This is a genomic window from Micromonospora sp. BL4, assembly GCF_003667505.1.
In the GTDB taxonomy this organism is placed as follows: domain Bacteria; phylum Actinomycetota; class Actinomycetes; order Mycobacteriales; family Micromonosporaceae; genus Micromonospora.
Map to the genome: position 1 here is coordinate 1 of NZ_RCVJ01000139.1, position 25113 is coordinate 25113.

The 25113-nt window shown below is 73.2% G+C and carries 24 protein-coding genes; 10 read left to right on the plus strand and 14 right to left on the minus strand.

Annotation, left to right across the window (positions count from 1 at the left end; translation table 11 throughout):
- Positions 1 to 97 precede the first annotated feature (97 nt).
- The gene (locus tag EAD89_RS17305; protein ID WP_121656571.1) at positions 98 to 754 is read left to right on the plus strand and encodes a C39 family peptidase; all 657 of its coding nucleotides are present in this window, start codon (positions 98 to 100) and stop codon (positions 752 to 754) included.
- A gap of 68 nt (positions 755 to 822) precedes the next feature.
- On the opposite strand, the gene EAD89_RS17310 is transcribed toward EAD89_RS17305, so the two are convergent.
- Positions 823 to 1479, minus strand: a complete 657-nt coding sequence (locus tag EAD89_RS17310) for a DedA family protein (protein WP_121656570.1) — start codon at positions 1477 to 1479, stop codon at positions 823 to 825.
- Between the two features lie 260 nt (positions 1480 to 1739).
- Here EAD89_RS17310 and EAD89_RS17315 point away from each other — a divergent pair, with 260 nt between their 5' ends.
- Positions 1740 to 4592, plus strand: coding sequence for an aconitate hydratase (locus EAD89_RS17315; RefSeq protein ID WP_121676480.1), 2853 nt, complete (start codon positions 1740 to 1742; stop codon positions 4590 to 4592).
- Positions 4593 to 4663: 71 nt separating this feature from the next.
- On the opposite strand, the gene EAD89_RS17320 is transcribed toward EAD89_RS17315, so the two are convergent.
- From EAD89_RS17320 to EAD89_RS17360, 9 genes are all read right to left on the minus strand, one after another.
- Positions 4664 to 5893 carry an RNA polymerase sigma factor gene (locus EAD89_RS17320; protein ID WP_121676481.1) on the minus strand — a complete coding sequence of 410 codons (1230 nt, stop codon included), beginning with the start codon at positions 5891 to 5893 and terminating at the stop codon, positions 4664 to 4666.
- A 55-nt stretch (positions 5894 to 5948) separates the two neighbouring features.
- Entirely contained in the window at positions 5949 to 6275 is a 327-nt protein-coding gene (locus EAD89_RS17325; protein ID WP_233578776.1) for a YciI family protein, read from the minus strand.
- Positions 6276 to 6379: 104 nt separating this feature from the next.
- Positions 6380 to 6991 (minus strand): ATP/GTP-binding protein, encoded by a 612-nt coding sequence (locus EAD89_RS17330; RefSeq protein ID WP_121656567.1) that lies wholly within the window; start codon positions 6989 to 6991, stop codon positions 6380 to 6382.
- Positions 6972 to 7358 (minus strand): DUF742 domain-containing protein, encoded by a 387-nt coding sequence (locus tag EAD89_RS17335; protein WP_121656566.1) that lies wholly within the window; start codon positions 7356 to 7358, stop codon positions 6972 to 6974. The genes EAD89_RS17330 and EAD89_RS17335 overlap by 20 nt, the downstream gene beginning before the upstream one ends.
- 5 nt (positions 7359 to 7363) lie before the next feature.
- Positions 7364 to 7786, minus strand: a complete 423-nt coding sequence (locus EAD89_RS17340; RefSeq protein WP_074312735.1) for a roadblock/LC7 domain-containing protein — start codon at positions 7784 to 7786, stop codon at positions 7364 to 7366.
- 90 nt (positions 7787 to 7876) lie between these two features.
- Positions 7877 to 10474 (minus strand): nitrate- and nitrite sensing domain-containing protein, encoded by a 2598-nt coding sequence (locus EAD89_RS17345; protein WP_121676482.1) that lies wholly within the window; start codon positions 10472 to 10474, stop codon positions 7877 to 7879.
- Positions 10475 to 10598: 124 nt separating this feature from the next.
- Positions 10599 to 12215 (minus strand): prenyltransferase/squalene oxidase repeat-containing protein, encoded by a 1617-nt coding sequence (locus EAD89_RS17350; RefSeq protein WP_121676483.1) that lies wholly within the window; start codon positions 12213 to 12215, stop codon positions 10599 to 10601.
- Positions 12208 to 13101: a terpene synthase family protein gene (locus EAD89_RS17355; protein WP_233578774.1), complete on the minus strand. Its 894-nt coding sequence runs from the start codon at positions 13099 to 13101 to the stop codon at positions 12208 to 12210. The genes EAD89_RS17350 and EAD89_RS17355 overlap by 8 nt, the downstream gene beginning before the upstream one ends.
- A gap of 8 nt (positions 13102 to 13109) precedes the next feature.
- Positions 13110 to 14447: a cytochrome P450 gene (locus EAD89_RS17360; protein ID WP_199733545.1), complete on the minus strand. Its 1338-nt coding sequence runs from the start codon at positions 14445 to 14447 to the stop codon at positions 13110 to 13112.
- 430 nt (positions 14448 to 14877) lie between these two features.
- Here EAD89_RS17360 and EAD89_RS17365 point away from each other — a divergent pair, with 430 nt between their 5' ends.
- The gene (locus EAD89_RS17365; protein WP_121656561.1) at positions 14878 to 15126 is read left to right on the plus strand and encodes a DUF2630 family protein; all 249 of its coding nucleotides are present in this window, start codon (positions 14878 to 14880) and stop codon (positions 15124 to 15126) included.
- Between the two features lie 43 nt (positions 15127 to 15169).
- On the opposite strand, the gene EAD89_RS17370 is transcribed toward EAD89_RS17365, so the two are convergent.
- The 3 genes from EAD89_RS17370 to EAD89_RS17380 form a co-directional block, all read right to left on the minus strand.
- Entirely contained in the window at positions 15170 to 16102 is a 933-nt protein-coding gene (locus EAD89_RS17370) for a serine protein kinase RIO (protein ID WP_121676486.1), read from the minus strand.
- A gap of 195 nt (positions 16103 to 16297) precedes the next feature.
- Positions 16298 to 16942 carry an HAD family hydrolase gene (locus EAD89_RS17375; RefSeq protein WP_121656559.1) on the minus strand — a complete coding sequence of 215 codons (645 nt, stop codon included), beginning with the start codon at positions 16940 to 16942 and terminating at the stop codon, positions 16298 to 16300.
- 65 nt (positions 16943 to 17007) lie between these two features.
- Positions 17008 to 17865: a carbon-nitrogen hydrolase family protein gene (locus EAD89_RS17380; protein WP_121676487.1), complete on the minus strand. Its 858-nt coding sequence runs from the start codon at positions 17863 to 17865 to the stop codon at positions 17008 to 17010.
- 88 nt (positions 17866 to 17953) lie between these two features.
- On the opposite strand from EAD89_RS17380, the gene EAD89_RS17385 reads away from it, so the two are divergent.
- The 7 genes from EAD89_RS17385 (at position 17954) to EAD89_RS17415 (ending at position 22939) form a co-directional block, all read left to right on the plus strand.
- Positions 17954 to 18526, plus strand: a complete 573-nt coding sequence (locus EAD89_RS17385; RefSeq protein ID WP_089019882.1) for a TetR/AcrR family transcriptional regulator — start codon at positions 17954 to 17956, stop codon at positions 18524 to 18526.
- Between the two features lie 105 nt (positions 18527 to 18631).
- Positions 18632 to 19549, plus strand: coding sequence for a TIGR04222 domain-containing membrane protein (locus EAD89_RS17390; RefSeq protein WP_121676488.1), 918 nt, complete (start codon positions 18632 to 18634; stop codon positions 19547 to 19549).
- On the plus strand, positions 19546 to 20364 hold the full coding sequence (locus EAD89_RS17395; RefSeq protein WP_121656696.1) for a DUF692 domain-containing protein: 819 nt from the start codon (positions 19546 to 19548) through the stop codon (positions 20362 to 20364). Before EAD89_RS17390 ends, EAD89_RS17395 begins: the two co-directional genes overlap by 4 nt.
- A 95-nt stretch (positions 20365 to 20459) precedes the next feature.
- Entirely contained in the window at positions 20460 to 20945 is a 486-nt protein-coding gene (locus EAD89_RS17400; RefSeq protein WP_233578777.1) for a hypothetical protein, read from the plus strand.
- Entirely contained in the window at positions 20930 to 21691 is a 762-nt protein-coding gene (locus EAD89_RS17405) for an SDR family oxidoreductase (RefSeq protein WP_121676489.1), read from the plus strand. Before EAD89_RS17400 ends, EAD89_RS17405 begins: the two co-directional genes overlap by 16 nt.
- A complete protein-coding gene (gene mug / locus EAD89_RS17410; protein WP_121676490.1) occupies positions 21688 to 22293 on the plus strand; it encodes a G/U mismatch-specific DNA glycosylase in 606 nt (201 codons plus the stop codon). Before EAD89_RS17405 ends, mug begins: the two co-directional genes overlap by 4 nt.
- A 157-nt stretch (positions 22294 to 22450) precedes the next feature.
- The gene (locus tag EAD89_RS17415) at positions 22451 to 22939 is read left to right on the plus strand and encodes a hypothetical protein (protein WP_121656689.1); all 489 of its coding nucleotides are present in this window, start codon (positions 22451 to 22453) and stop codon (positions 22937 to 22939) included.
- A 92-nt stretch (positions 22940 to 23031) separates the two neighbouring features.
- Here the strand turns inward: EAD89_RS17415 and EAD89_RS17420 are convergent, their stop codons facing one another.
- A complete protein-coding gene (locus tag EAD89_RS17420; RefSeq protein WP_121676510.1) occupies positions 23032 to 25008 on the minus strand; it encodes an ABC transporter ATP-binding protein in 1977 nt (658 codons plus the stop codon).
- Positions 25009 to 25113 lie beyond the last annotated feature (105 nt).

The following is a 25113-nucleotide window of genomic DNA, read 5'->3' on the forward strand; positions in this document are numbered from 1 at the left end:
CGTCAGATGTGTATAAGAGTCAGTTCCCCCCGTTTTCCCGTGCGATGCACCCCCCTTGTGTGTCGTATGCACCCCTGATGCAGAGGAGCACGCCATCATGCGTACCGATCTGATCCGCAAGACCGCTCTGACCGCCGCTGGCCTCGCGTTCACCGGCGGCGCCATCGCCGGCCCCGTCACCGCCGCGTACGCGGCCTCGGATGCCAAGCCGGCCAAGACCCAGACCGACCGCAAGCCGTCGGGTGAGCGTCAGCTGGGTGTGCGGTACGAGGCGCAGCCGAACTTCTACTACTGCGGCCCCGCCGCCACCCGTAACGCCCTGTCCGTGCAGGGCAAGGACATCAGCGTGGACGCCATGGCCAAGGAGATGGGCACCACCGAGGCCGGCACCAACTCCATCAACGACATCACCCCGGTGCTGAACAAGGAGACCGGCAAGAACGACGCCTACCACAGCGTGGAGATCTCCAGCCCCAGCGCTGACGGCAAGCAGACCGACAAGCTGCGCGCCGACATCGTCAAGACCGTGGACGACGGTCGGGCTGTGGTCGCGAACATCGCCGGCACCACCACCGATGTTGACGGCGGCGTGCACTCCTTCGAGGGCGGGCACTACATCAGCGTGGTCGGGTACCGCGACGGCGGGAACGTGGTGAAGATCGCCGACTCGGCCGATCCGGACACCGCCTCCTACGAGGTCACCGTCGAGCACCTCGCCGACTGGATCGCCACCCGCGGCTACGCCACCAGCTGACACACACCAACAGGCACGATCGACAAGGGCCGGACCCCCAGGGGTCCGGCCCTTTCGTCATGCCCGGATCAGGATTCGTGGCCCGCGCGCACCGGCTCGGCGTCCGGCGTCGGTTCGGCCGCCTCGAACCGGTGGGCCCGGCGGCGTAGCCACCAGGTGCTGGCCAGGCCGGCGAGCACCGCGAGGGCCAGCCCGGCCCAGGAGATGTCCTTGAGCCAGTGCTCGGCCGCCCGGCCCACGGTGAACAGCAGGTAGGTGGTGCCGAACGCCCAGACCAGCCCGCCGGCCGCGTTGGCCAGCAGGAACCGCCGGTACGGCACGTGCAGCGCCCCGGCGAGCGGGCCGGCCAGGATCCGTAGCAGTGCCACGAACCGACCGAAGAAGACCGCCCAGACGCCGTACCGGGCGAAGCTCTGTTCCGCCCGGGCGAGCTGTGGGGGGCCGAGATGTCGGGGGAAGCGCCGGCCCAGTCGGGCCAGCAGCGGTCGGCCACCTCGGCGGCCCACCGCGTACCCGATGGAATCTCCGATGATCGCGCCGGTGGCGGCGGCGGTGGCCACCCACTCCGGTTCGACGACGCCGGTGGCGGCGAGCAGGGCGGAGCTGACCAGGACGATCTCGCCGGGTAGTGGGACGCCCATGCTCTCCACGCCGATCACTCCGGCGACGAGCAGGTAGACCGCGATCGGCGGCAGCGACACGAGCCAGTGCTGAACGTCGAACACCGTCGACCCCTTCCCCGTCCGGCCTCGAACCCTACCTGCGGCTGGTCGGGTCGACCGGCCCGTGCGGCCGAGCCCACGCCCCGTGACGCGTCCTAGGAGGCTAGGGATGAGATGGAGCGCGCGGGTCGGTGCCGGGTTGCGCAACTAGCAAGACGGACGTACGGTTTTGTTGAGAGCGGAATCGGCGGTAAGTGTCACCTAACCTCGGCGGCACCCTGGCCGGTGCGACACACTGCTCAGGACTACTCACGGTCGCTGGTGTGAAGGAGTACGACGTGGCGAGCCTCGACACCTTCGGTGCGAAGACCCAGCTACGCGTCGGAGACGCGAGCTACGAGATTTTCCGGATCGACAAGGTGGACGGCCACGCCCGGCTGCCGTACAGCCTGAAGATCCTGCTGGAGAACCTGCTGCGGACCGAGGACGGCGCGAACATCACCGCCGACCACATCCGCCAGCTCGGAGGGTGGGACTCCACCGCCGCCCCGAGCGTGGAAATCCAGTTCACCCCGGCGCGGGTGCTGATGCAGGACTTCACCGGCGTGCCCTGCGTGGTCGACCTGGCCACCATGCGCGAGGCGGTGCGCGACCTGGGCGGCGACGCCACCAAGGTCAACCCCCTCGCCCCGGCCGAGCTGGTCATCGACCACTCTGTCATCGCCGACCTGTTCGGCCGCGAGGACGCGTTCGAGCGCAACGTCGAGCTGGAGTACGAGCGCAACAAGGAGCGTTACCAGTTCCTGCGCTGGGGCCAGACCGCGTTCAACGAGTTCAAGGTCGTCCCGCCGGGCACCGGCATCGTGCACCAGGTGAACATCGAGTACCTGGCCCGCACCATCATGGAGCGCAACGGCCAGGCGTACCCGGACACGGTGGTCGGCACCGACTCGCACACCACGATGGTCAACGGCCTGGGCGTGCTGGGCTGGGGCGTCGGCGGCATCGAGGCCGAGGCCGCGATGCTCGGCCAGCCGGTCAGCATGCTGATCCCCCGCGTGGTGGGCTTCAAGCTGCACGGCGAGATGCCGGCCGGCACCACCGCCACCGACCTGGTGCTGACCATCACCGAGATGCTGCGCAAGCACGGCGTGGTCGGCAAGTTCGTCGAGTTCTACGGCCCCGGCGTGAGCGCCGTGCCGCTGGCCAACCGGGCCACCATCGGCAACATGTCCCCCGAGTACGGCTCCACCGTGGCGATCTTCCCGATCGACGGCGAGACGGTCCGCTACCTGAAGCTGACCGGTCGCGACGAGCAGCAGGTCGCGCTCGTCGAGGCGTACGCCAAGGAGCAGGGTCTCTGGCACGACCCGGACGCGGAGCCGGAGTACTCCGAGCGCCTCGAACTCGACCTGAGCACCATCGAGCCGTCGCTGGCCGGCCCGAAGCGCCCGCAGGACCGGGTGCCGCTGGGCAGCGCCAAGACGCTGTTTCGCTCGGCGCTCACCGACTACGTGGCCGACGACGAGGCCGGCGAGCGCGACCTGAAGCCGGGCGTGCCCCGCGAGCAGCTGCCGATCGGCGCCAACGGCCCGGCCGACGAGGCCAGCGCCGAGTCCTTCCCGGCCAGCGACCCGCCGGCCAACGAGTTCAGCGACCCGGCCGACGAGCCGCGCGACCTGGAGACCGCGGCGGTCGGCTCCGGCGGTCGGGCCACCGACCCGATCCGGGTCACCGGCGCCGACGGCGTCGAGTACGAGTTGGACCACGGCGCCGTGGTGATCGCCGCGATCACCTCCTGCACCAACACCTCCAACCCGCAGGTGATGATCGGCGCCGCGCTGCTGGCGCGCAACGCCGTGGAGAAGGGCCTGACCCGCAAGCCGTGGGTCAAGACCACCCTGGCGCCCGGCTCCAAGGTCGTCATGGACTACTACGAGCGGGCGGGCCTCACTCCGTACCTGGACAAGCTCGGCTTCAACCTGGTCGGGTACGGCTGCACCACCTGCATCGGCAACTCCGGCCCGCTGCCCGAGGAGGTGTCGGCGGCGGTCAACGAGAAGGACCTCGCCGTCGTCTCGGTGCTCTCCGGCAACCGCAACTTCGAGGGCCGGATCAACCCGGACGTCAAGATGAACTACCTCGCGTCCCCGCCGCTGGTGGTCGCGTACGCGCTCGCCGGCACGATGGACATCGACCTGGCCAACGAGCCGATCGGCGAGGACAGCGAGGGCAACCCCGTCTTCCTGCGCGAGATCTGGCCGAACAGCGCCGAGATCCAGGACGTCATCGCCCAGGCGATCGGCGCCACCGGGTTCAGCGCCGCGTACGCCGACGTCTTCGCCGGCGACGAGCGCTGGCAGTCGCTGCCCACCCCCACCGGCGACACCTTCGCCTGGGCGAACGACTCCACCTACGTGCGCAAGCCCCCGTACTTCGAGGGCATGCAGCAGGAGCCGAGCCCGGTGACCGACATCGCCGACGCCCGGGTGCTGGCCAAGCTGGGCGACTCGGTGACCACCGACCACATCTCGCCGGCCGGTTCGATCAAGCCGGACTCCCCGGCAGGTCAGTACCTCGCCGAGCACGGCGTGCCGCGGCACGAGTTCAACTCGTACGGCTCCCGCCGGGGCAACCACGAGGTGATGATCCGGGGCACCTTCGCCAACATCCGGCTGCGCAACCAGCTGGTCCCCGGGGTGGAGGGCGGCTTCACCGTCAACCACCTCACCGGCGAGCAGACCTCGATCTACGACGCCTCGATGGCCTACCAGGAGGCCGGCATCCCGCTGGTCATCCTGGCCGGCAAGGAGTACGGCTCGGGCTCGTCGCGGGACTGGGCGGCCAAGGGCACCATGCTGCTGGGCGTCCGGGCGGTCATCGCCGAGTCGTACGAGCGGATCCACCGCTCCAACCTGATCGGCATGGGTGTGCTGCCGCTGCAGTTCCCGGTGGACACCACCGCCGAGTCGCTCGGCCTCACCGGCACCGAGACGTTCACCTTCACCGGGGTGACCGCGCTCAACGACGGCGAGACCGCGCGCACGGTGACGGTCACCACCGACACCGGTGTCGAGTTCGACGCGGTGGTCCGGATCGACACCCCGGGCGAGGCGGAGTACTACCGGCACGGCGGCATCCTGCAGTACGTGCTGCGCCGCATGATCGCCAGCTGACGTACCGACGTCACCAGGGCCCCTGACCGCCGCGAGCGGTCAGGGGCCCTGCCGCGTTCCGGCATGCCGGGCTACGGGTCGAGTTCCGCGGCCCGGCTCAACAGGGCGCTCCGCTCGGCGGCGGAGCCCACCGCCTCGGCGGCCCGCCGGAACAGGGCGGCGGCGCGCAGCCGGTCGCCCTGTCGGGCCACCAGGTCGGCCTCGACCGCCACGGCGTGCGGGTAGCCGTCCAGCCCGCCGCCGGTGCGGGCCGCGTCGAGCAGCGCCAACCCGGCGGCCGGACCGTACGCGTAGCCGTGCGCGACCGCGCGGTTGAGCGCCACCACCGGCGAGGGTCGGAGGTCGCTCAGCGCGTCGTAGGCCCGTGCGATCGCCGGCCAGTCGGTGGCCTCGGCGGACGCGGCGGTGGCGTGGCAGGCCGCGATCCGGGCCTGCCACGCGTACGGCCCGTCGTCGCGTGCCCGGGCCAGCGCGGCGAGCCCTTCGGCGATCGCGCTGTGGTCCCACCGGCGGCGGTCCTGCCGGTCGAGCGTGAGGAGCGCACCGGCGGCGTCGCGACGGGCGTCCCGGCGGGAGTGCTGGAACAGGAACAGCGCCAGCAGGGCGGCGACCTCGGACTGCTCCGGCATCAGCCGGTCGAGCAGCCGGGCCAGCCGGACCGCCTCGTCGGCGAAGGCGGGTTCGCCGTCGGCGACGTAGCCCCGGGTGAAGAGCAGGTACAGCACGGCGAGCACGCCGGGCAGCCGTTCGGCCAGCGCCGGCCCGCTCGGCACCCGGTACGGGATGCCCGCCTGCGCGATCCTGGTCCGGGCCCGGGTCAGCCGTCGGGTCATCGTCGACTCGCTGACCAGGAGGAGCCGGGCGATGGCGGCGGTCGGCACCCCGCAGACGGTGCGCAGCGTCAACGCCACCCGGGCCTCGATCGCGAGCGCCGGGTGGCAGCACGTGAAGATCAGCCGCAGCCGGTCGTCCACCACGTCCTCCCCCATCGCGGGCCCGGGCTCAGCGTCAACCGGCGTGAGCACCGCCAGGTCGTGCAGCTTGCGGCGTTCCACGGCGGCCCGGCGCAGCACGTCGATCGCCCGGTTGCGGGCCACCGTCATCAGCCAGCCGCCCGGGTTGGCCGGCACACCGTCGCCGGGCCAGCGCTCCAGCGCGACGGCCAGCGCCTCCTGGGCGCAGTCCTCGGCCAACGCCCAGTCCCCGGTCACCCGGATCAGGGTCGCGACGATCCGTGGGTACGCCTCGGCGCCGGCGGCCGCGACGGCCTCCGCCGCCTCGGCCGCCGGCGTGCCGGTCACCCGGCCGGCGCGTCCGTGTCGCGCACCGTCCGGCGTTTCGGTACGGGCCACCCGGTCAGCCGGGCAGGCCCGCGAACGGGCGCAGTTCCAGTCGTCCGTGCCGGGCCATCGGGTGGGCACGCGCCACCTCGATCGCCTCGTCGAGGTCGGCGCAGTCGAGCAGGTCGAAACCCACGATCACCTCCGTGGTCTCGGCGAACGGCCCGTCGGAGACGAGCAGCTCACCGCCGCGCACGCGAACCGTGGTGGCCGCGGTGGTGGGCGCCAACGCGTCGCCCTGGAGGCGGCGGCCACGCGCGTCGTTCTCGGCCACCCACGCGTGGATGTCGGGTACGTCGCTCGGGTCGGTGTCCGGTTCGGTGTCGGTGCAGACGAACATCATGTACTTCATCTGGTCGCTCCCTGGTGTGTCCGGGTATCGCCAGCATGACGATCGGCCGCGGCCGTTCCGGACACCGGGTGCCGGAATTATTTCTTCGGACCTCGTCAGTTCGAGCCGGCGGCGCGGCGTCGGGCCTCCCGGGTTTTCATGGCGTGCTCCATCAGCGTGACGAGCACCTCCTTGCTCGACTCGCGCTGACGGGCGTCGCAGAGCAGCACCGGCACCCCCGGGTCCAGGTTCAGCGCGGTCTGCACCTCGTCGAGCCGGTACTGCCGGGAGCCCTCGAAGCAGTTCACCGCGACCACGAACGGGGTGCCCCGGCCCTCGAAGTAGTCGATCGACGGGAAGCAGTCGGCCAGTCTCCGGGTGTCGGCCAGCACCACCGCGCCGATCGCGCCCAGCGCCAGCTCGTCCCAGACGAACCAGAACCGGTCCTGCCCCGGGGTGCCGAACAGGTAGAGCACCAGGTCGTCACTGATGGTGATCCGGCCGAAGTCCATCGCCACGGTGGTGGTGGTCTTCTCCTCCACACCGGACAGGTCGTCGATGCCGACCCCGGACTCGGTCAGCACCTCCTCCGTGCGCAACGGCCGGGTCTCGCTCACCGCGCCGACCATCGTGGTCTTGCCCACGCCGAAGCCACCGGCGACCAGGATCTTGATCGCGGTGGGCAGTGGGGTCGCTCCCGCCGGCCGGTCAGAGTGCCCGTAGTCCATTGATTACCGCCTCGAAGATGCTGTTGTCGGGAAGACCGGCCGTGGTCTGTGGTTCGCGGACCTGCACCAGGTTGCGGGCCGCCAGGTCGCCGAGGAGCACCCGGATGGTGCCCACCGGCAGGTCGAGATGGGCGGCGATCTCGGCGACGGACTGTATTCGTTGGCACAGTCCGACGATCGCCAGGTGCTCCGGACCGATGCCGATCTCCGGTGTGACGTCGGCTCGGGTCGCGGTGACCAGGGAGATCAGGTCGAACGTGCCGGTGACCGGGCGGGCCCGCCCGCGCGTCATCGCGTACGGGCGGACCACCGGACCCGCATGGTCATCCACCCACTGATGGTCCGCGGATTCTCCCTGCACCGTCATGGCCGCTACTTCTCGCCGGCCGGCTGGTCGGCGCCGCGGGATGGGGAGGCGACGTACTTGCCGACCCGGGTGACCAGCATCGCCATCTCGTAGGCGATCAGGCCGACATCGGCGTCCTCACTGGCGAGCACCGCCAGGCAGGCGTTGCGCCCGGCCGCGGTGACGAACAGGAACGACGACTGCATCTCGATGATGGTCTGCTGCACCTGCCCGCCACCGAAGCGCTTGCCGGCGCCCCGGGCCAGGCTCTGGATGCCGGCCGCCATCGCCGCGAGGTGCTCGCCGTCGTCCCGGCTCAGCCCCTGCGAGGAGGCCATCAACAGCCCGTCGGTGGAGAGCGCGACCGCATGCTCGGCCTGCTTCACCCGGCCCACAAGATCATCCAGCAACCACGTCAGGTCGGCACTCGAAGCCGTCTTCTGGGCCACTCGTCGTCCTCTTCTCCCCCGGCTGTTGTCGCCGTACTCGTCTGGGGCTGACCATCACGCCGCACGGAAACCCGCGTCACCGGCGCCCGGTCAGGTAGTTCGCGGGTCCTCGTCGGTCGGCTCGGGCGTCGCCGGCGGGGCGCCGGACGGGCCGCCGAGCAGTCGTGCCGCGTCGGTCCGACCTCGCCGCGTACCGCTCTGGTAGGAGCTCATCATTCGGCGCACCTGCTCGGGCGGACGCGCCGCGTCCTCCTCGTCGGTCTCGGTGGCCGCCGGGTCGTCGCGCAGCTCGGGCACGATGCTCGCCTGCCGGATCCGCACCGGCAGGCCGGAGTCCGTCCGGTCCGCCTCGGCCCGGGCGGGCATCGGCCCGCCGTCCGCGCCCGGTTCGTCGGCGCGGTCCGTCGGTCCGACGCGGTCGACCGAGGGCAGGCCGGTGGGCACCGTCGGGCCCTCCAGGGCCGGCTGGCCCAGGGCGCGCCGGGCCCGGCTGGGCAGCTCCGACGACCCGGTGCCCGGCGTCGTCCGCTGGCGGGTCGGCAGGGCGGCGTCCACATCGGTCCCGTCGGTCTGCGCCGTCGGGCTGGTCGTCCCGCTCGCCACCGGCGCGCCGGCCGGGACCGCCCCCGGGGCGGCCGGGGTCACCGGTTCCGGTGCGTCCGGCGCCGTCGTGCCGGCCGTCGCCGGTGGTGCGGCCAGCGCGAGGGTGGCCGGGCGATCGCTGGCGGCGAGGGCGGCGGTCGACGACGACGGCAGCGGGATGGCCGGCGACCCGGCCCGCATCGCGCCGGAGTCCTCCGGGGACGCGCCGTTCTCGGTGACCAGCTCCAGCGGGATCAGCACGACAGCGGTGGTGCCGCCGTACGCCGACTCCTTGAGCCGGACCCGCACGCCGTGCCGCTCGGTCAGCCGGCTCACCACGTAGAGGCCGAGGCGGGCGGCGTTGGCGAGGTTCAGCTCGGACCGGTCGACGATCCGGTGGTTCGCCGCGGCCAGGTCCTCCTCGCTCATGCCGAGGCCCCGGTCCTCGATCTCGATGGCGAACCCGTGGCCCACCAGCTGGCCACGAACCTCCACCGTGGTGTGCGGCGGGGAGAACGACAGGCCGTTCTCGATCAGCTCGGCGAGCAGGTGGATGATGTCGCCGACCGCGCGGCCGGCCAGCGAGACCGGCCCGAGCGGCAGCACGTTGACCCGGGTGTAGTCCTCCACCTCGGCCACCGCGCCGCGCACCACGTCGACCATCGGCACGTTGCGGCGCCAGGCCCGCCCCGGGGTGGAGCCGGAGAGCACGATCAGGTTTTCCGCGTTGCGCCGCATCCGGGTCGCCAGGTGGTCGACCCGGAACAGGTCCTCCAGCTCCTCCGCGTCCTGTTCGCGCCGCTCCATCGCGTCCAGCAGGGTGAGCTGGCGGTGCACCAGCGCCTGGGTACGCCGGGCCAGGCTGAGGAAGACCTCGCGGACGTTGCGGCGCAGGTCGGCCTGCTCGACGGCGGTACGCAGGGCGGTCTCCTGGACCGCGTTGAACGCCTTGCCGACCTGGCCGATCTCGTCGGTGCCGAACTCCAGCGGCGGCGCCTCGGTGGCCACGTCGACCTCCTCGCCGTGGCCGAGTCGCTCCACCACCCGCGGCAGCCGCTCGTCGGCGAGCTGCCAGGCGGCCTGACGCAACCGCTCGAGCTGGCGCAGCAGGGTACGCGCCGTGGTGATCGAGATGACGACGGACGCGATGACGGCGAGCAGACCCAGGCCGGTGGCGAGCACCAGCCGGACGACGACCATCACGGCGACGCCGGTGGCCCGGTCGACGATGCCCTCGCCACCCGCGGCGACCGCCTCGTTGACCTCGGCCAGCGCGGGCTCGACGGTGCCGCGCCACTGCTCGGCGCTGACCGGCAGCTGGGTCGCCGGCCGGCCCTCGCGGATGATGCCGTCCTGCACGGCGCGCAGCCGGGTGAACGCCTCGCCCTCGACGAGCTGCTGGTAACGGCGCTGATCGGCGTCGCCGAGCCGGGCCCGGGTCTCCTCACCGAGGAACCGCTCGGCGCCGACCAGGCTGACGTAGCGGGCGTACTCCGGCCCGCTCATCCGGCCGTTGCCGAAGAGGCCGCTGAGCAGCGCGTCCTCCTGGGAGATCAGCTCCTTCATCCGGTTGAGCTGGATCAGGGCGGCCGCTTCGGCGGCGATCTCCTTGTCGTCCAGGCTGCCCGTCACGTCGTAGACCTGGAAGATCGACTCGATGGCGCCGGTGTAGGCGGTGGCTGCGGCGACCCGGTCGATCCTGCGGCCCAGCACCTCCACCCGGGTCTGTTCGAGTGCGCCGACCTCGGCGATCGTGGCGTCCAGCTGGGCGTCGAGCGCCGAGCTGCCGGCCACGTCGACCTGCCAGTTGCGGACCGAGCTGGCGAAGTCGTCCGCCAGCTGCGCGGTCTTGCGCTGCTCGGCCTCCAGCGCCGCCCGTTGCTCGGCACCGGGGTTGCTCAGGTACGCCTGGGTCAACCGCCGCTCCAGCTGGAGCTCCTGGAGCAGCGGCTCGCTCGGCGTGTAGACCTTGCTGTTGAGCAACTGGACACCGAGCAGGTTGAAGCCGTCCCGCAGGGTGACCCATGCCGCGAACATCCAGAGCGCGACCAGGGACAGCAGCAGGGCGACAACCTTGGTGCGAATACTCGTACCGCGAGAACGCATTGAACCGTCCCAGGCTGGGCGTTGACTCAGCTCATCAACGGGTGATCATGGAGGGCGATGTCCCACCGCAGCGGGGCATACGGGGCTGAGGCTCTGCGTACGCTAGCAGTGTCCACACAACCCCTCAAGTTGTTGTTTTTGTTGCCTGGTAACCGCAATCCGCCACCGAACGGTCGACACCCGGGGTGCGGGCGGCGGCCAGTCGGCAGGCGGCGAGCACTGCCGAGCGGACGATGGCGGTAGGGCAGTACAGCTCCTTGCCGTACCACAGTGGAGGGTGTTCCCGACCAGCCGATTCGTGCAGGTAGGCGTGCCCCCGGGCCACGGCGTCGTCGACCCTCGGTCCCGCCGTCGGCGCCGCGAAGAGGATCTGCAGGGCGTACGCGGTCTCCTCGGCGGTGCCGGCCCACCGCCCCCAAGAGCCGTCGGCGCGCTGGCTGTCCAGCACCCAGAGGGCGGCCCGGTCCACCGCCTCGGCCGCCGCCGCGCCCCGGCCGAACTCGGCCAGCGCCAGCACACAGCAGGCGGTGGCGTAGTACGGCGAGGCGTGCCACCGGTCCTGCCAGCCGCCGTCGGCGCGCTGGTGCCCGGGCAGCACGACGCTGAGCCGTTCGACCGCCCGGTGGTACCGCCCGTCGGCATCCGGTTGCCGTGCCACGTGCTGGCCGAAGGCGTCCAGCACGTGCGCGTTGGTGGTGACCGAGAAGCCGTCCTCGCCCGGCCAGGTGCAGAAGCCGTCCGTCGTCTCGTACGCCCACAGACTGCCCGGGTCGGCGGGGCGACCGAGTCGAGCCAGCGCGTCCAACGCCACCGAGGTGGTGTCGGCGTCGGTCGGCAGCCCGTCGCCGGTGGCGATGCCCTCGGTGCCGGTGGCCCCGGCCAGGCTCTTGAGCAGGGCGCTCGGCGGGTTGACCGCGATGCCGGCGCGGCGCAGCCCGCTGAGCACCCAGGCCCGTTCGAAGACGGTGATCGGCGCCGGGCAGGGCACCGGGCCACCGCCGTCGCGGATGAGGTCCCGCAGGAAGTCGTGCGCGGTCGGCCCGGCTTCCGGGCCGGCCGTGGTCAGCCAGGCCGCGGTGGCGGCGGGCGAGGCGCCCACGGCGGTCAGGGTGGGCCCGGCGTCGGCCGGCGCCGCGTCCAACACCTCGTAGAAGTGGGCCAGCTTCGGCGGCAGCGCCGCTCCGGCGGCCACCGCCGCCCGCACCGCGCGCAGCCGACCGGGTTCGAGCCCGGCGGGCAGCCCCAGCGGCGGTCGGGGCAGCAGGTCCGCGGTCTCCCGGCCCAGTCCGGCCAGCCGGTTGTTGATCGAGTCGACCAGCGCCGGGACGATGAGGTCCAGCGCCGGGGTGTCCGGCAGCTCCCGGGCGTCGATGGCGAGCAGCGTGCCGGTGAGCGCCCGCAGCCCGCGGGCCACCGGGGCGAGCAGCTCCGTCCCGGCAGGGCTCTCGGCCAGCGCGGCGAGCAGCGCATCGGTGGCGCTCAGCGTGGGCGCCAGGGCGTACCCCTCGGGCGGGCCCCACGCGCCATCCGGGCGCTGGCGGCGCAGCAGGAACCCGATCCGCTGGCGGTGGCCGGTCAGCCACGGGGCGTCGGCGACCAGCCGACCGGTCTCGTACACCGATGGCGCGACCTGCCCCCACGGCCGCAGCACCAGGCCGGCGATCAGCTCGCGGGCGGAGTCGGTGGCCGGGTCGCCGCCGGTGACCGGCCCGGCCAGGACCCGGAACGCGCCGTCACTCATCACGCACCCCCCAGAAGTCCGACACCTGGTAGAAGCCGCCGGTGAAGGAGATCTGCCGGTGCAGGTAGTCCGCCTCGCGCGGGCAGCGTTCGGCGAGGGCGGCCAGCTCCGCGCGGGAAGCGGCCGTCAGCTCGGCCAGCCGGGTCTGCACCTGCGCCGGGTCGGCGACCAGCAGCGCGTTCAGGTCGCCCCACTCGGCGTCCCGGCCGTGCGTGGCCAGGTCGTTCACCAGCCGCAGTACGCGCTGCACGCCGCGCCCGGCGGCCAGCAGGTCGCTCAGCTGGGCGAGCGTCTCGTCGTCGCCGGTGGCGATCCAGTGGGTGACGTTGACGAAGGAACAGGCGAGGTTGTCGGCGTTGTCCAGGTAGCCGTCCAGGTCCGGCAGGCGCTGTCCGGTGGACGGGTCGGCGGGAAGCTTCTTCCAGTCCCACTCCCGGGCCACCGCGGCGAGCATCCGGGCCAGCTCGTCGCGCCAGATCGGCCGCAGCTCGGCGAAGGCCGGCACGGCGGCCAGCTCGTCGCGCAGGTCGGCCAGCAGCCGCGCCAGGTGCCGCCCGGGCGGCGGCGCGCCACCGTCGGCCACCGCCAGGCAGTCGGTCACCACCTCGCGGACGTCGTCGGCGGACCGGGCGAGGTAGTCGACCTGCCAGTCGGCCGCGAAGACCCAGAGCAGGGTACGGGTGGTGATCCGCAGCTCGGCGGCGGTGTGCCAGGGCGCGGTGAACGCGATCGCGGTGGCCACCGAACTGAGCAGCGCCGGGTCGAACGGCGCGGCGTCGAACAGCTCCGGGTGGGCGGCGGTGACGTCCTGCAGGTCGCGTACGCCGCGTACGGCCAGAGCGCACACCCGACCCTGCTCGGCGACGACGTCGCGACCGGTCTGCACCGGCCCCGTCACGGTACGACCGGGCGCTCGACCGGGGTGAGGATCAGCTCGGCCCGCTGCTTGGGTTGCAGGGAGGCGCCCATCCGGGGTGTCAGGTCGACCGGGTGGCGCAGCTGGAAGCGGTAGCGACTCAGCACCGTGCTGACGATGAGCTGCGCCTCCAGCAGGAACAGGTACTGCCCGAGGCACTGGTGCGGGCCACCGCCGAACGGGAAGTAGGAGTAGCGGTAGGGCCGCCGGGGCCGCTCCGGCGCGAAACGCTCGGGGTCGAAGAGGTCCGGGTCGTCCCAGAAGGTCGACATCCGCTGGGTGACGTACGGGCTGACCAGCACGGTGCCGCCGGCCTTGATCCGTACGCCGCCCAGCACGTCGTCGCCGACCGCGGTCCGCGGGATCATCCAACCGGCCGGGTAGAGCCGCAGCATCTCGTCCAGCACCATCCGCCCGTACCGCAGCTCGGGCAGGTGCTCACGGCCGACCCGGCCGCCGCCGACCACCCGCTCGATCTCGTCGGTCATCCGCTCGGCCACGTCGGGCCGGGAGGACAGCACCGGCCAGAGCCAGGAGAGCAGGGCGATGGTGGTCTCGGTTGCGGTGGAGAACATCGCCACCACGTCGCCGCGGATGGCGTACTCGTCGGGTTGGCGGCCGTCCGCGCGGGGCCGGCACAGGGTGGAGATGATGTCGTCGCCGTCGGTGGGCCGGGCCCGGGCCTCCCGGATGATCGGCAGCACCACCTCGTCGATGGTCCGCACCGCCTCACGGAAGGGCCGGTCGCCGGGCATCGGCACCGCGTACGGCACGAAGGGCACCAGCAGGCGCGGGAGCATCGCGGTGGTGACGGTGTCCAGCGCGGCGCTGATCCGCAGCGCGTCCGGCACCGAGATCCGGTCGGCGAAGAGCACCCGCATGGTCGTACGCAGCACGATGCGGGTCAGCTCGGCGCCGCCGTCGATCGGGCGGCCCTCCCGCACCGGCTCCAGCCATTCGTCGACCGCCTCGTTGATGGCGTCGGCCATCTTGTCGACCAGCGTCTCGGCCCGTTTGGCGGTGAACAGCGGTTGCAGCGCGCCCCGGCTGGATTCCCAGACCTCCCCCTCGGCGACCAGGATGGCGTCGCCGACGATCCGGCGGACCGGCCGCCAGAGCAGGCCGTCCCCGTCGCGGGTGTAGTTGGCAACGTTGTCCCTCAGCACCCGTTGCAGGTGCTCCGGGTGGCTGACCAGGTAGGGGCGGAACGAGCCGAGGTTCAGCCGGACGACCTCGCCGCCGGCGGCGTCCGCGAAGCCGACCAGCGCGCCGAGCGGGTCGCGGACCAGCGCGGGCAGGACGCGACGGAGCGGTATCGTCCGGGGCTCGGTGCTGACGGGGGCGGGGCCGGCATCGGACACCTGCGACATGGAACCACGACTCCTCGGCGTCCCACCGACCGCAGCGGTCCACTTCGGTCGGTCGGAACTGTGGAACTTTCACCTTCTGGGCGACGGAAGCATCTCACCAAAACCAGGGCACCTCTAGACTTGCGCTCGGTGGAATTTCCACGCTCATGGTGCGTTCCCCTCGCGGGCGCAGCTCAGCCGGTGTCCGGAATGGAGAGTCAGGAGCATCACCCGCGCCGGCGCTGGCGGGGCTCGTACTCTCGTCGATCGCCAGGTCGGCGGCGAGCCGCCAGAGTCGGGGACGCCGGCACAGCGGCCGGCCCGCGACCGTGACCGGGAACGCACCGGTCCCCCCGAATCCGGGCGATGCCGGGCACCCTGTGCCAGGCTCTGTGGCATGGACGACAAGACCATCCTGAACCGGATCTCTGAACTGGTCGACGAGGAACACAAGCTGCGTGCGGCGGCTCAGGCCCACGAGTCGGGCACCGAGGGCGAGGCCAGCGAGCGGCTGCGTGACCTGGAGGAGTCCCTCGACCAGTGCTGGGATCTGCTGCGCCGCCGGCGGGCCGCCCGGCAGACCCACGGCGACCCGGATTCCCAGGGCGAACGCCCCAAGCCCGAGGTGGAGCGCTACCTGCAGTGACCGGCGGGTCGGGCGGCCGGTGCGGCCGCCCGACCCCTTCCGGTCAGCGCAGTCCCGCCTCGCGCAGCAGCTCCCCGGTCAGCGTGCCGGGGTCGACCTGCTCAGCGGCCAGCCCCCGGGCCACGAACCAGGCGCCGACCACGCGTACGTCGCGGGCCAGGAACTCGGGCCCCTGCGGGTTCGCCACCACGTCGACCACCTGCGGCAGGTCGATCACGATCAGCCGACCGCGGTGCACGAGCAGGTTGTACGGCGACAGGTCGCCGTGCGCGTAGCCGGCCCGGGCCAGCACCCGCAGCGCCTCCACCAGCTGGTCCCACAGGTCGCGCAGCTCGGTCGGACCGGGCCGCAGCTGGGCCAGCCGGGGCGCGGCCTCCCCCGATTCGGCGTCGCCGACGAACTCCAGCATCAACTCGGTGCCCCGTAGCTGCACCGGGTAGGGCACGGCGATCCGGTCGTGCCCGGCGCCGAGTTCCCAGAGCCGGCTCAGGGCGGCGAACTCCGCCGCGGCCCACTGCCCGGCGATCATCTGCCGACCGAAGGCCGTCCGGCCGGCCATCGCCCGGTTCTCGCGGGACCGGCGCACCCGCCGGCCCTCCAGGTAGCCGGCGTCCCGGTGGAACAGCCGGTGCTCGGCGTCCCGGTAACGCTTGACCGCCAGCAGGCAGGACCGGTCCGTGCCGGGCACCGCGCGGCGGACCAGGTGCACGTCCGCCTCTTTGCCGGTCTTCAGCACACCCAGCTCGGTGTCCTTGGCGGCCAGCTCGGTGACCAGCCAGTCCGGGTACGGCTCCGGGCCGTGCACGGCGTCGTCCCAGGACGACCAGCGGTCGCCGGTGTCCGGGTCAGGTTCGCTGTCCGGGTCGGCGGGCGGCTCGGTGTGCCGCCCGCGCTTCAGAAACTGCGGCTCGTCGTCGTCGAAGCGACCTCTGCCGCGGGGCCGGCGCTCAAGCGCCGGAAGGTCGTGATCACGCACTGTGGTGAGGTTCCCTTGGTCGAGGCTGATGAAGGCAGCTGGAAGCGACCTGCGAAGACGGCCATGACCGACCCCCTCTCCTCGACCGGGCGCGTACCCGGGGTGCACGATGCGCTGACCATGCTCGCCGTCGTCCCGGCAGCCGGTCAACCGAATTATCGAAACGTCCGCCGCGAGCGGCGGCGACGCGTGCCGTCAGCCGCCGAGCACGGTGGCGACCGCGGCGATCAGCCCGTCCACCGATCGGCTCGGCGCGAACCGGGTGTCCGACCAGGTACGCCCCCGGTGCAGCCAGACGCTGGGCAGCCCGACCGCGGCAGCGCCGCCGATGTCCGCCTCCGGGCTGTCGCCGACCACCCAGGCGCCGCGCAGCGGCATCCGGACCCGCTGCGCGGCGAGCGCGAAGATCCGCGGGTTCGGCTTGCTGACCCCGGCCTCCTCGGAGATCACCCAGTCGGCGACGTAGCGGTCCAGGCCGGTCTGGCGGATCTTGGCGTCCTCCACGCGTACCGTGCCGTTGCAGACCACCACCGGCACCCAGCCGGCGTCGTCGGCGATCCGCAGGGCGCAGGCGATCAGCGGATCGAGCCGGGTCTGCGCGACCACCCCGTCGTGCAGCTCCTCCACCAGGTCGATCGAGGGTATGCGCAGCTCGTAGCGGTCCCGGATGGCGTCGGCCAGGTCCCAGCGGTCGGTCAGCCCGTCGGCGTCGATCGAGATCAGCCAGTCGATGTCGGTGGGGGGCGCGCCGATGCCGTCCAGGAAGCGCTCACCCCAGCGGCGGAACGGCCCGGCCCGGTCCAGCAGGGTGTTGTCCAGGTCCAGCAGGAGCAGTGGCACTCGGGCACCCTACGGGACCGACGTGTCCGCCAACAGGTCCGGCGGGTGTCGACCTGACGGGGTGCTCAACCGGACATCGACACCCGCTGGCCACCCTGGTCCGGCAGTCGATCGGCGAGCATCGAATGGGCCGTGCGGGTGGCGGCGAGCACGGCCGGGTCCAGCGTCGCCACCAGCACCGCGGTGCCCTCGTCGGCGCCCCGGGCCAGCACCCGCCCCTGCGGGTCGTAAATCGCCGCGCCGCCGTTGAAGCGCCACGGGTCGACGCCTCCGACCGCGTTGGCGAAGACCACGAACATGGTGTTGTCCAGGGCGCGCGCGGCGTAGTACAGGTCCCGGCGATGCTCGGAGCCGGCCAGGTAGCCGCTGGGGCACAGGTAACCGTGCGCCCCGTCGAGCGCGGCGGCGCGGCCGTGCTCCGGAAAGCAGCCGTCGTAGCAGATGCCCAGCCCGAGCCGCCAGTCGTCGACGAGCAGCGTGGCACCCCGCCCACCGGGGCTGAACAGGTCCCGTTCGGTGCCCCACAGCTGCTGCTTGTCGTATCCGACGCGGACCGCGCCGGCCCGGTCGACCACCAGTGCGGCGATGGTCCGCCGGCCGTCCGGGTGCCGGGCCGCGGCGCCGACCACCACGGTGACGCCGGCCTCGCGCGCTGCCGCGCGCAGCGGATCGAGCCGGGGGTCGGCGACGGCCCCGGCCGGGTCGGCCGTGACGTCGGTGCCGGTCGGGTCGGCGGCGAGGGTCGGTGGGTGGTACGCGCAGAGGTACAGCTCCGGCAGGACGGCCACCCGGGCGCCCTGCCCACCGGCCCGGCGGACCAGGTCGGCGGCGGCGACCGCGTTGCCGGCGACGTCGCCGGGCGTCGGCGTCGCCTGGACGGTGGCCACGGTGAGCGGGGCGGCGGGGGTGCGGGGCGCAGTCACGGGGCGATGGTAGCGGTGCCGGCTCGGGTGATATACCAAGCCGTACGTACGGTTTGCGTGACGCGGGGTGACCTGCGACGATCGACGCGTGCCCAGAGTAAGCCAGGACCAGCTCGACGCGCGCCGTCAGGAGATCCTCGCCGCCGCGCGGTCTTGTTTCGCCCGGCACGGCTACGAGGGGGCGACCGTACGCCGCCTCGAGGAGGCCACCAGGCTCTCCCGGGGTGCCATCTTCCACCACTTCCGGGACAAGGACTCACTCTTTCTCGCCGTCGCCGAGGACGACGCCGCCGCGATGGTCGAGACGGTGGCCCGCAACGGCCTGGTGCAGGTGATGCGGGACCTGTTGGCCGGCGCCGTCTCCCCCGATACCACCGGCTGGCTCGGCAGCCAGCTGGAGGTCTCCCGCCGGCTGCGTACCGACCCGGCGTTCGCCCGGCGCTGGGCGGAACGGTCCGCGGCGATCGCCGAGGCGACCCGGGACCGGCTGGCCCGCCAGCGCGACGCCGGGGTGCTGCGCGAGGACGTGCCGATCGACGTGCTCGCCCAGTTCCTGGAGCTGGCCTACGACGGCCTGGTGCTGCACCTGGCGATGGGCCGGCCGGCCGGCGACCTGGGCCCCGTTCTCGACCTGGTCGAGGAGGCGGTCCGCCGCCGCTGACCGCTCCGGCCGCCACGGAGCGTCCTACCCGGACGCCGGGCCGACGACCGTGGCATCGCTGCTCCACAATGAGGCCGCCGAACCCTCCGGCGACAGGAGCAGCCGATGAACGTCCACGCCGCGTCGGGCGACACCTGGGGCATCCCCGGCCCGACCTTCCTCCGGCTCTACCTCGCGGCGGCCGCCGTGCTGGTCGCGCTCTCGGTGTGGCACCGGCTCCGCCGGCCCGCCAGCGCCTCGGACGCCGTGTCGGGGCCACTCGATCCGCAACAGGCCGCATACCTCAACGGCGGTCCCCGCCTCGCCGTGCACGCCGCGGTCGGCGGCCTGCGCGGTGCCGGTGCGATCGGCGTCGGACCGGACCGTCGCCTGCTGACCACCGGCCCCGCGCCGACCGGGCTCACCCCGTTGGACCAGGCGGTGCACTGGGCCGCCCATCAGCGCGCCCGAGCCGGCGAGCTGCCTCAGGACCAACGGGTCCGCACCGCGCTCGACCAGCTCCGCGCCGGGCTCGAGCAGCGTGGACTGCTGCTGAGCCACCAGCGCCGGACCGCCGCCCGGCACTGGGCCCTGGGCCTCGTCGGCCTGCTGGCCATCGGCGGGTACCGGTTCTTCACCGGGCTCTCCAACGGACGCCCGGTGGGCTACCTGATGCTCGCCATGTTCGCGGTGCTGGCGGCGGTGCTGGTGCTGTGGCGGGTGCCCGACCGTACCCGGGCCGGTCGCGCCGCACTGCGCGACCTGCGCCGCCAGCACACCCACCTGGCGCCCGCCTCGTCCCCCGCGTTCGCCACCTACGGCGCGGCCGGCGCGGCGATGGGCGTGGCCCTGTACGGCACGGCGTCGCTCTGGGCCCTGGACCCGGGCTTCGCCGAGCAGGCCGAGATCCAGCGCCAGGCGGCGTCCGGCAGCGGGTGGTCGTCGGGCGGCACGTCGGGTGACGGCGGCGGCAGCTCGTGCAGTGGTGGCAGCTCGTGCGGCGGAGGCGGCGGCTGCGGCGGCGGTGGTGGGTGCGGCGGATGACCGGCCCGTACGGCGTCGGCATCGGCTGGCGCCCGGAGATCGCCGGCTTCGTGGCCGAGCTGCCCGGCCTGCGCTTCGTCGAGGTGGTGGCCGAGTCGGTGCCCGCGACCGGGCCGCTCCCGCCGGGCCTGGCACAGCTGCGCGAGCGCGCGCTGACCGTCGTACCGCACGGGGTGCGGCTCTCCCTCGGCGGCGCCGAGCCGGTTGACCCGGCCCGGGTCGCCCACCTGGCCGCGGTGGCGCAGCGGGTCGACGCCCCGCTGGTCAGCGAGCACATCGCCTTCGTCCGGGCCGGTGGTCTGGAGGCCGGGCACCTGCTGCCGCTGCCGCGCAGCCGGGAGGCGGTCGACGCGGTCTGCGCCAACGTGGCGCGGGCCCAGGCCGACCTGCCGGTGCCGATCGCGCTGGAACCGATCGCCGCGCTGGTGGACTGGCCCGACGACGAGCTGGACGAGGCGGACTTCCTCACCGAGATCCTGGACCGGACCGGGGCGCTGCTGCTGTTGGACGTGGCGAACGTGCACGCCAACGCCCGCAACCGGGGCACCGACCCGCTGGCGTTGCTGGACCGGCTGCCCCTGGAGCGGGTCGGGTACGTGCACGTGGCCGGCGGCGCGGAACGCGGCGGTTTCTACCACGACACGCACACCGACCCGGTGCCGCCGGCGGTGCTGGAGCTGGTCGGCGCGCTCTGCGCCCGGCGGCGACCGCCGGCGCTGCTGCTGGAGCGCGACGGCGACTACCCGCCCGCGGCCGAGCTCCGCGCCGAGCTGGACGCTCTCGCCGCAGCCGCGAACTTCCCGGCCGTGACGTGACCGGCGCGCCACCACCGGCCGGCAACGGGCCGCGGGCCGCCGTCGACCGCGCCGGCGACCCGACCACGGGCCGGCTCGCCCAACGGCAGGCGGAGCTGGTCGCGGCGTTGGTAGCCGGGGGACCGCCGCCGGCCGGGTTCGCACCGGGGCCGCTGGCCGCCACCCGGGCGGCCCTGCTGCGTAAGCGAGCCGGCGAGGTGGCCCGGCACTGGCCGCTGCTCGCCGCCGGCCTCGGCGCGGGCTGGCCGTCGACCTTCGCCGACTGGGCCGCCAACCGCCCCACCGTCGGATCGCTGCGCGACGGCTGGGACCTGGCCCGGGCCCTGCGCGAGCGGGGCGCACTGCCCCCGGCGGGCGCCGAGGAGCTGGTTGCCCGGGAGGTGGTCCTGCGCTACGACGGGCGCTCCACGCCGCGTCCGCGTCGGCTGCCGGCGGTCGCCCGCGCCGGCGGCGCCGTCGCGGCGCAGATCGCCGGCAGGGTACGCCTGCTGCGCCCCGCCCCGCGTCCACCGGCGGCGCTGCCCGCTGGTGGCGACGGCGTACCGGATGCGGCAGGATCGGCGGCATGGATCTCGGACTGACCGACCGGGTGTACGTGCTCACCGGCGCCTCCCGCGGCCTCGGTTACGCGACGGCGCAGTGCCTGGTGGCCGACGGGGCCCGGGTGGTGCTCTCGGCCCGGGACGCCGACGCGGTGGCCGCCGCCGCCGAGCGGCTGGGCGGCCCGGAGCGGGCGCTCGGCCTGGCCGCGGACCTCGCCGACCCGGAGACGCCCGGGCAGCTCGTCGAGGCGGCCCGACAGCATTTCGGTCGACTCGACGGCGCACTGGTCTCGGTCGGCGGCCCGCCCGCGGGCAACGCCGCCGTGATCAGCGACGAGCAGTGGCGGCAGTCCTTCGAGACGGTCTTCCTGGGCACCGTCCGCGCGGTACGCACGGTCGCTGACGCGCTGCCCGAGGGCGGCGCGATCGGGCTGGTGCTCTCCACCTCGGCCCGCGGCCCGGTGCCCGGCCTGGGCATCTCCAACGGCCTGCGGCCCGGCCTGGTGGGGGTCGCCAAGGACATCGCCGACGACTACGGCCCGCGCGGCGTGCGAATCGTCGGCCTGCTGCCCGGCCGGATCCTCACCGACCGCAACCGGCAGTTGTTCGCCGCCACCGGCGACCCGGAGCGGGCCCGCGCCGAGGCGGAGGCCACCATCCCGCTGCGGCGCATCGGGGACCCGGCCGAGTTCGGTCGCGTGGCCGCGTTCGTGCTCTCCCCCGCCGCGAGCTACCTGACCGGCGTCACCGTGCCGGTCGACGGTGGCGCGCTGCGCGGGCTGTGACGCCCAACCCGGTCCGGCGGGCCACCGACGCCGCCGGGCACCCCCGGCCGACCCGGGCGGAGCTGGCCGCCGCCGCGGACCGGACCATCCCCGACGTTCTCGCGCCGGGGTTGGCGGTGCTCTTCGTCGGCATCAACCCCGGCCTGTGGTCGGCCGCGACCGGTTGGCACTTCGCCCGGCCGGGCAACAGGTTCTGGCCCGCGCTGCACCGGGGAGGATTCACCCCCCGGCTGCTGCACCCGAGCGAGCAGGACGAGCTGCCCACCCTCGGCCTCGGCATCACCAACATGGCCGCCCGGGCCAGCGCCCGCGCCGACGAACTGAGCACCGAGGAACTCTACGAGGGCGCCGCGATCCTGACCGACAAGGTGGCCCGGCACCGGCCGGGCTGGGTGGCGGTGGTGGGTGTGACGGCGTACCGGATCGGTTTCGGCCGGCCCAGGGCCGCCTTCGGGCCGCAGCCGGAGTCGCTGGCCGGGGCGCGGCTGTGGGTGCTGCCCAACCCGAGCGGGCTGAACGCGCACTTCACGCCGGCGACCCTGGGCGCCGCGTTCGCCGAGCTGCGCCTGGCGACCGGTCTGCCGGACCGCTCGGCGACCTGAACGCCGCCGTCGCCTCTCGGCGAACCAAAGGCTGCACTGGCGCCGGACTTCCACGTCGGACAGGACGACCCACAGCACCGGGGGGACCGACCAGCGGCCTTGCCTCGCACTGTGATCGACCGGTGTCGTTCCACTGCGAACGGGGAACGAACACCACATGGCCGACGATCAGAGGCCCGATCTGGAGGAGCTGCTCGCCTCGCAGCTGTGGCCCGCGGTGCTCGTCCCGATCGGTGTGCTCGCCGCGCTGGTCGGCGCCGGCATCTGGCTGGCGCCCGCCTTTCCGTTCGTGCCGGTCGCTCTTCTGCTCGCCACGGTGCTGGTGGCGTGGTGGCAGCGGGGCGACGCCGTGTTGGCCGACCACACCGGACTGCTGGTCCGACATCGCGGCCGCGTCACCCGCCGCTACCGATGGGAGGAGATCCGCGAAGCCGGGTTGACCCGGCCCGGCTTCGGGCAGATCGCCCTGGCCGTCTATCCCGATGGCGGGCCGTGGGACGTGCCCGGCCCCAACAGCGCGGTCCTGGTGGGTCGCATCTGGAATTTGCGCAAGCCGGACCAGGAGACCCGGGACCGGGTCAACGCGCTCCTGCGGTCCCGGGGCGTCCACGTCGTCGACTCACCACACCCACCATTCGGTGCCTGACCCTCCCACCGGCGGCCTGCGAACTGCCCGTGTCTCCAACGGAGCACTCGTGGCCGCTCCGCGCTGGAAGGTGAGCCAGATGACCAACCGGGTCAGTTGGCGGCTGCGGGCGGCAGCGCCTCGTCGGCGACGTAGGTGCCCAGCGGCATGATCACCGGCTCGGGGCCGGTCGCGTCCACGTACGGGGTGGGCGAGTCGGCGACCGCGAACTGGGTCCGGTACAGCTCGGCGTAAAGCCCGCCGACCGCCACCAACTCCTCGTGCCGCCCACGCTCGACGACCCGCCCACCGTCCAGGACCAGGATCTGGTCGGCGTCGCGGACGGTCGAGAGCCGGTGCGCGATCACCAGGGCGGTACGCCCCACCAGAGCCACCGACAGCGCCCGCTGCACCGCCGCCTCGCTCTCCGAATCCAGGTGCGCCGTCGCCTCGTCGAGGATCACGATCGACGGGGCCTTGAGCAGCAGCCGGGCGATGGCGATGCGCTGTTTCTCGCCGCCGGAGAACCGGTAGCCGCGCTCCCCCACGGTGGTGTCCAGCCCGTCGGGCAGCGACCGGACCAGGTCGGCGACCTGGGCGCCCGCCAGGGCGGCCCAGATCTCGTCGTCGGTGGCGTCCGGCTTGGCGTAGCGCAGGTTCTCGGCGATCGTCTCGTGGAACAGGTGCGAATCCTGGGTGACGACGCCGATCTCGTCGCGCAGGGAGGCGAGCGTCGCGTCGCGCACGTCCACCCCGCCGACCAGCACCTGCCCGTCGGTGACGTCGTAGATCCGGGAGATCAGCATGGACAGCGTCGACTTGCCGGCGCCGGACGGGCCGACCAGGGCGACCATCTGCCCCGGCTCGACGCTGAACGAGACGCCCTTGAGCACCGGCTCGTTGACGGTGCGGTCGAGCGTGGCGACCTCCTCCAGCGAGGCGAGGGAGATCTCGGCGGCGCTCGGGTAGCGGAACCGCACGTCGCGGAAGTCGACTCGGCCGGCGCCCCGGGGCACCGGCACCGCGTTGGGCTTCTCCACGATGCCCGGCTTCAGGTCGAGCACCTCGAAGACGCGGTCGAACGAGACGAGTGCGCTCATCACGTCCACCCGGACGTTGGAGAGCGCGGTGAGCGGCCCGTACAGGCGGGTGAGCAGCAGCGCGAGGGTCACGACGGTGCCCGCGCTGACACCGCCGGTCACCGCGAGCCAGCCGCCGAGACCGTAGGTGAGCGCCTGGGCCAGCGAGGCGACCAGCAGCATCGCCACGAAGAACGTCCGCGAGTACATGGCGGACTGGATGCCGATGTCGCGCACCCGCTCGGCTCGACCGGCGAACCGGCGGGCTTCGATCTCGGGCTGACCGAAGAGCTTCACCAGCAGCGCGCCGGCCACCCCGAACCGCTCGGTCATGGTCGCGTTCATCTTGGCGTCGAGGTTGTACGCCTCGCGGGTGATGTCGGCCAGCCGCCGGCCGACCCGGCGGGCCGGAATGATGAAGATCGGCAGCAGCACCAGCGAGAGCGCGGTGATCTGCCAGGAGAGGGTGAACATCACCGCGGCGGTGAGCACCAGCTGGATGACGTTGCTGACCACCCCGGAGAGGGTGGAGGTGAACGCCCGCTGGGCTCCGAGGACGTCGTTGTTGAGCCGGCTGACCAGTGCGCCGGTCTGGGTGCGGGTGAAGAACTGCAACGGCATCCGCTGCACGTGGTCGTAGACCCGGGTGCGCAGGTTGAGGATGATGCCCTCGCCGATCCGGGCGGAATACCACCGCTGCGCCAGCGAGAGCAGCGCGTCGGCGACCGCGAGCCCGGCGATGAACAGGGCCAGCTTGACCACCAGCCGGCCGGCCTCGGTGCCGCCCCGGTTGATCGCGTTGATCACGTCGCCGGCGAGCACGGGGGTGGCCACGCCGATGATGGCGGCCAGGACCACGGTGGCCAGGAAGACCACGATGTCGCGTCGGTAGGGCTGGGCGAAGGCGACGATCCGCCGGGCCACCCCGTGCTTCAGCCGGTGGGTGGAGACCTCGTCCCGGTTACGCATCGACCGGAGCATGCTCCAGCCCGCCATGCCACCGCCGGACATCGGGTTGGACACCACTCACCTCCGGGTCGTCGGGCGGACCGAGTCGTCAGGTCAATTCTCCCGACGACTGTGACAACCTCGGTCGTAACCCGGATCTTCCCGAAC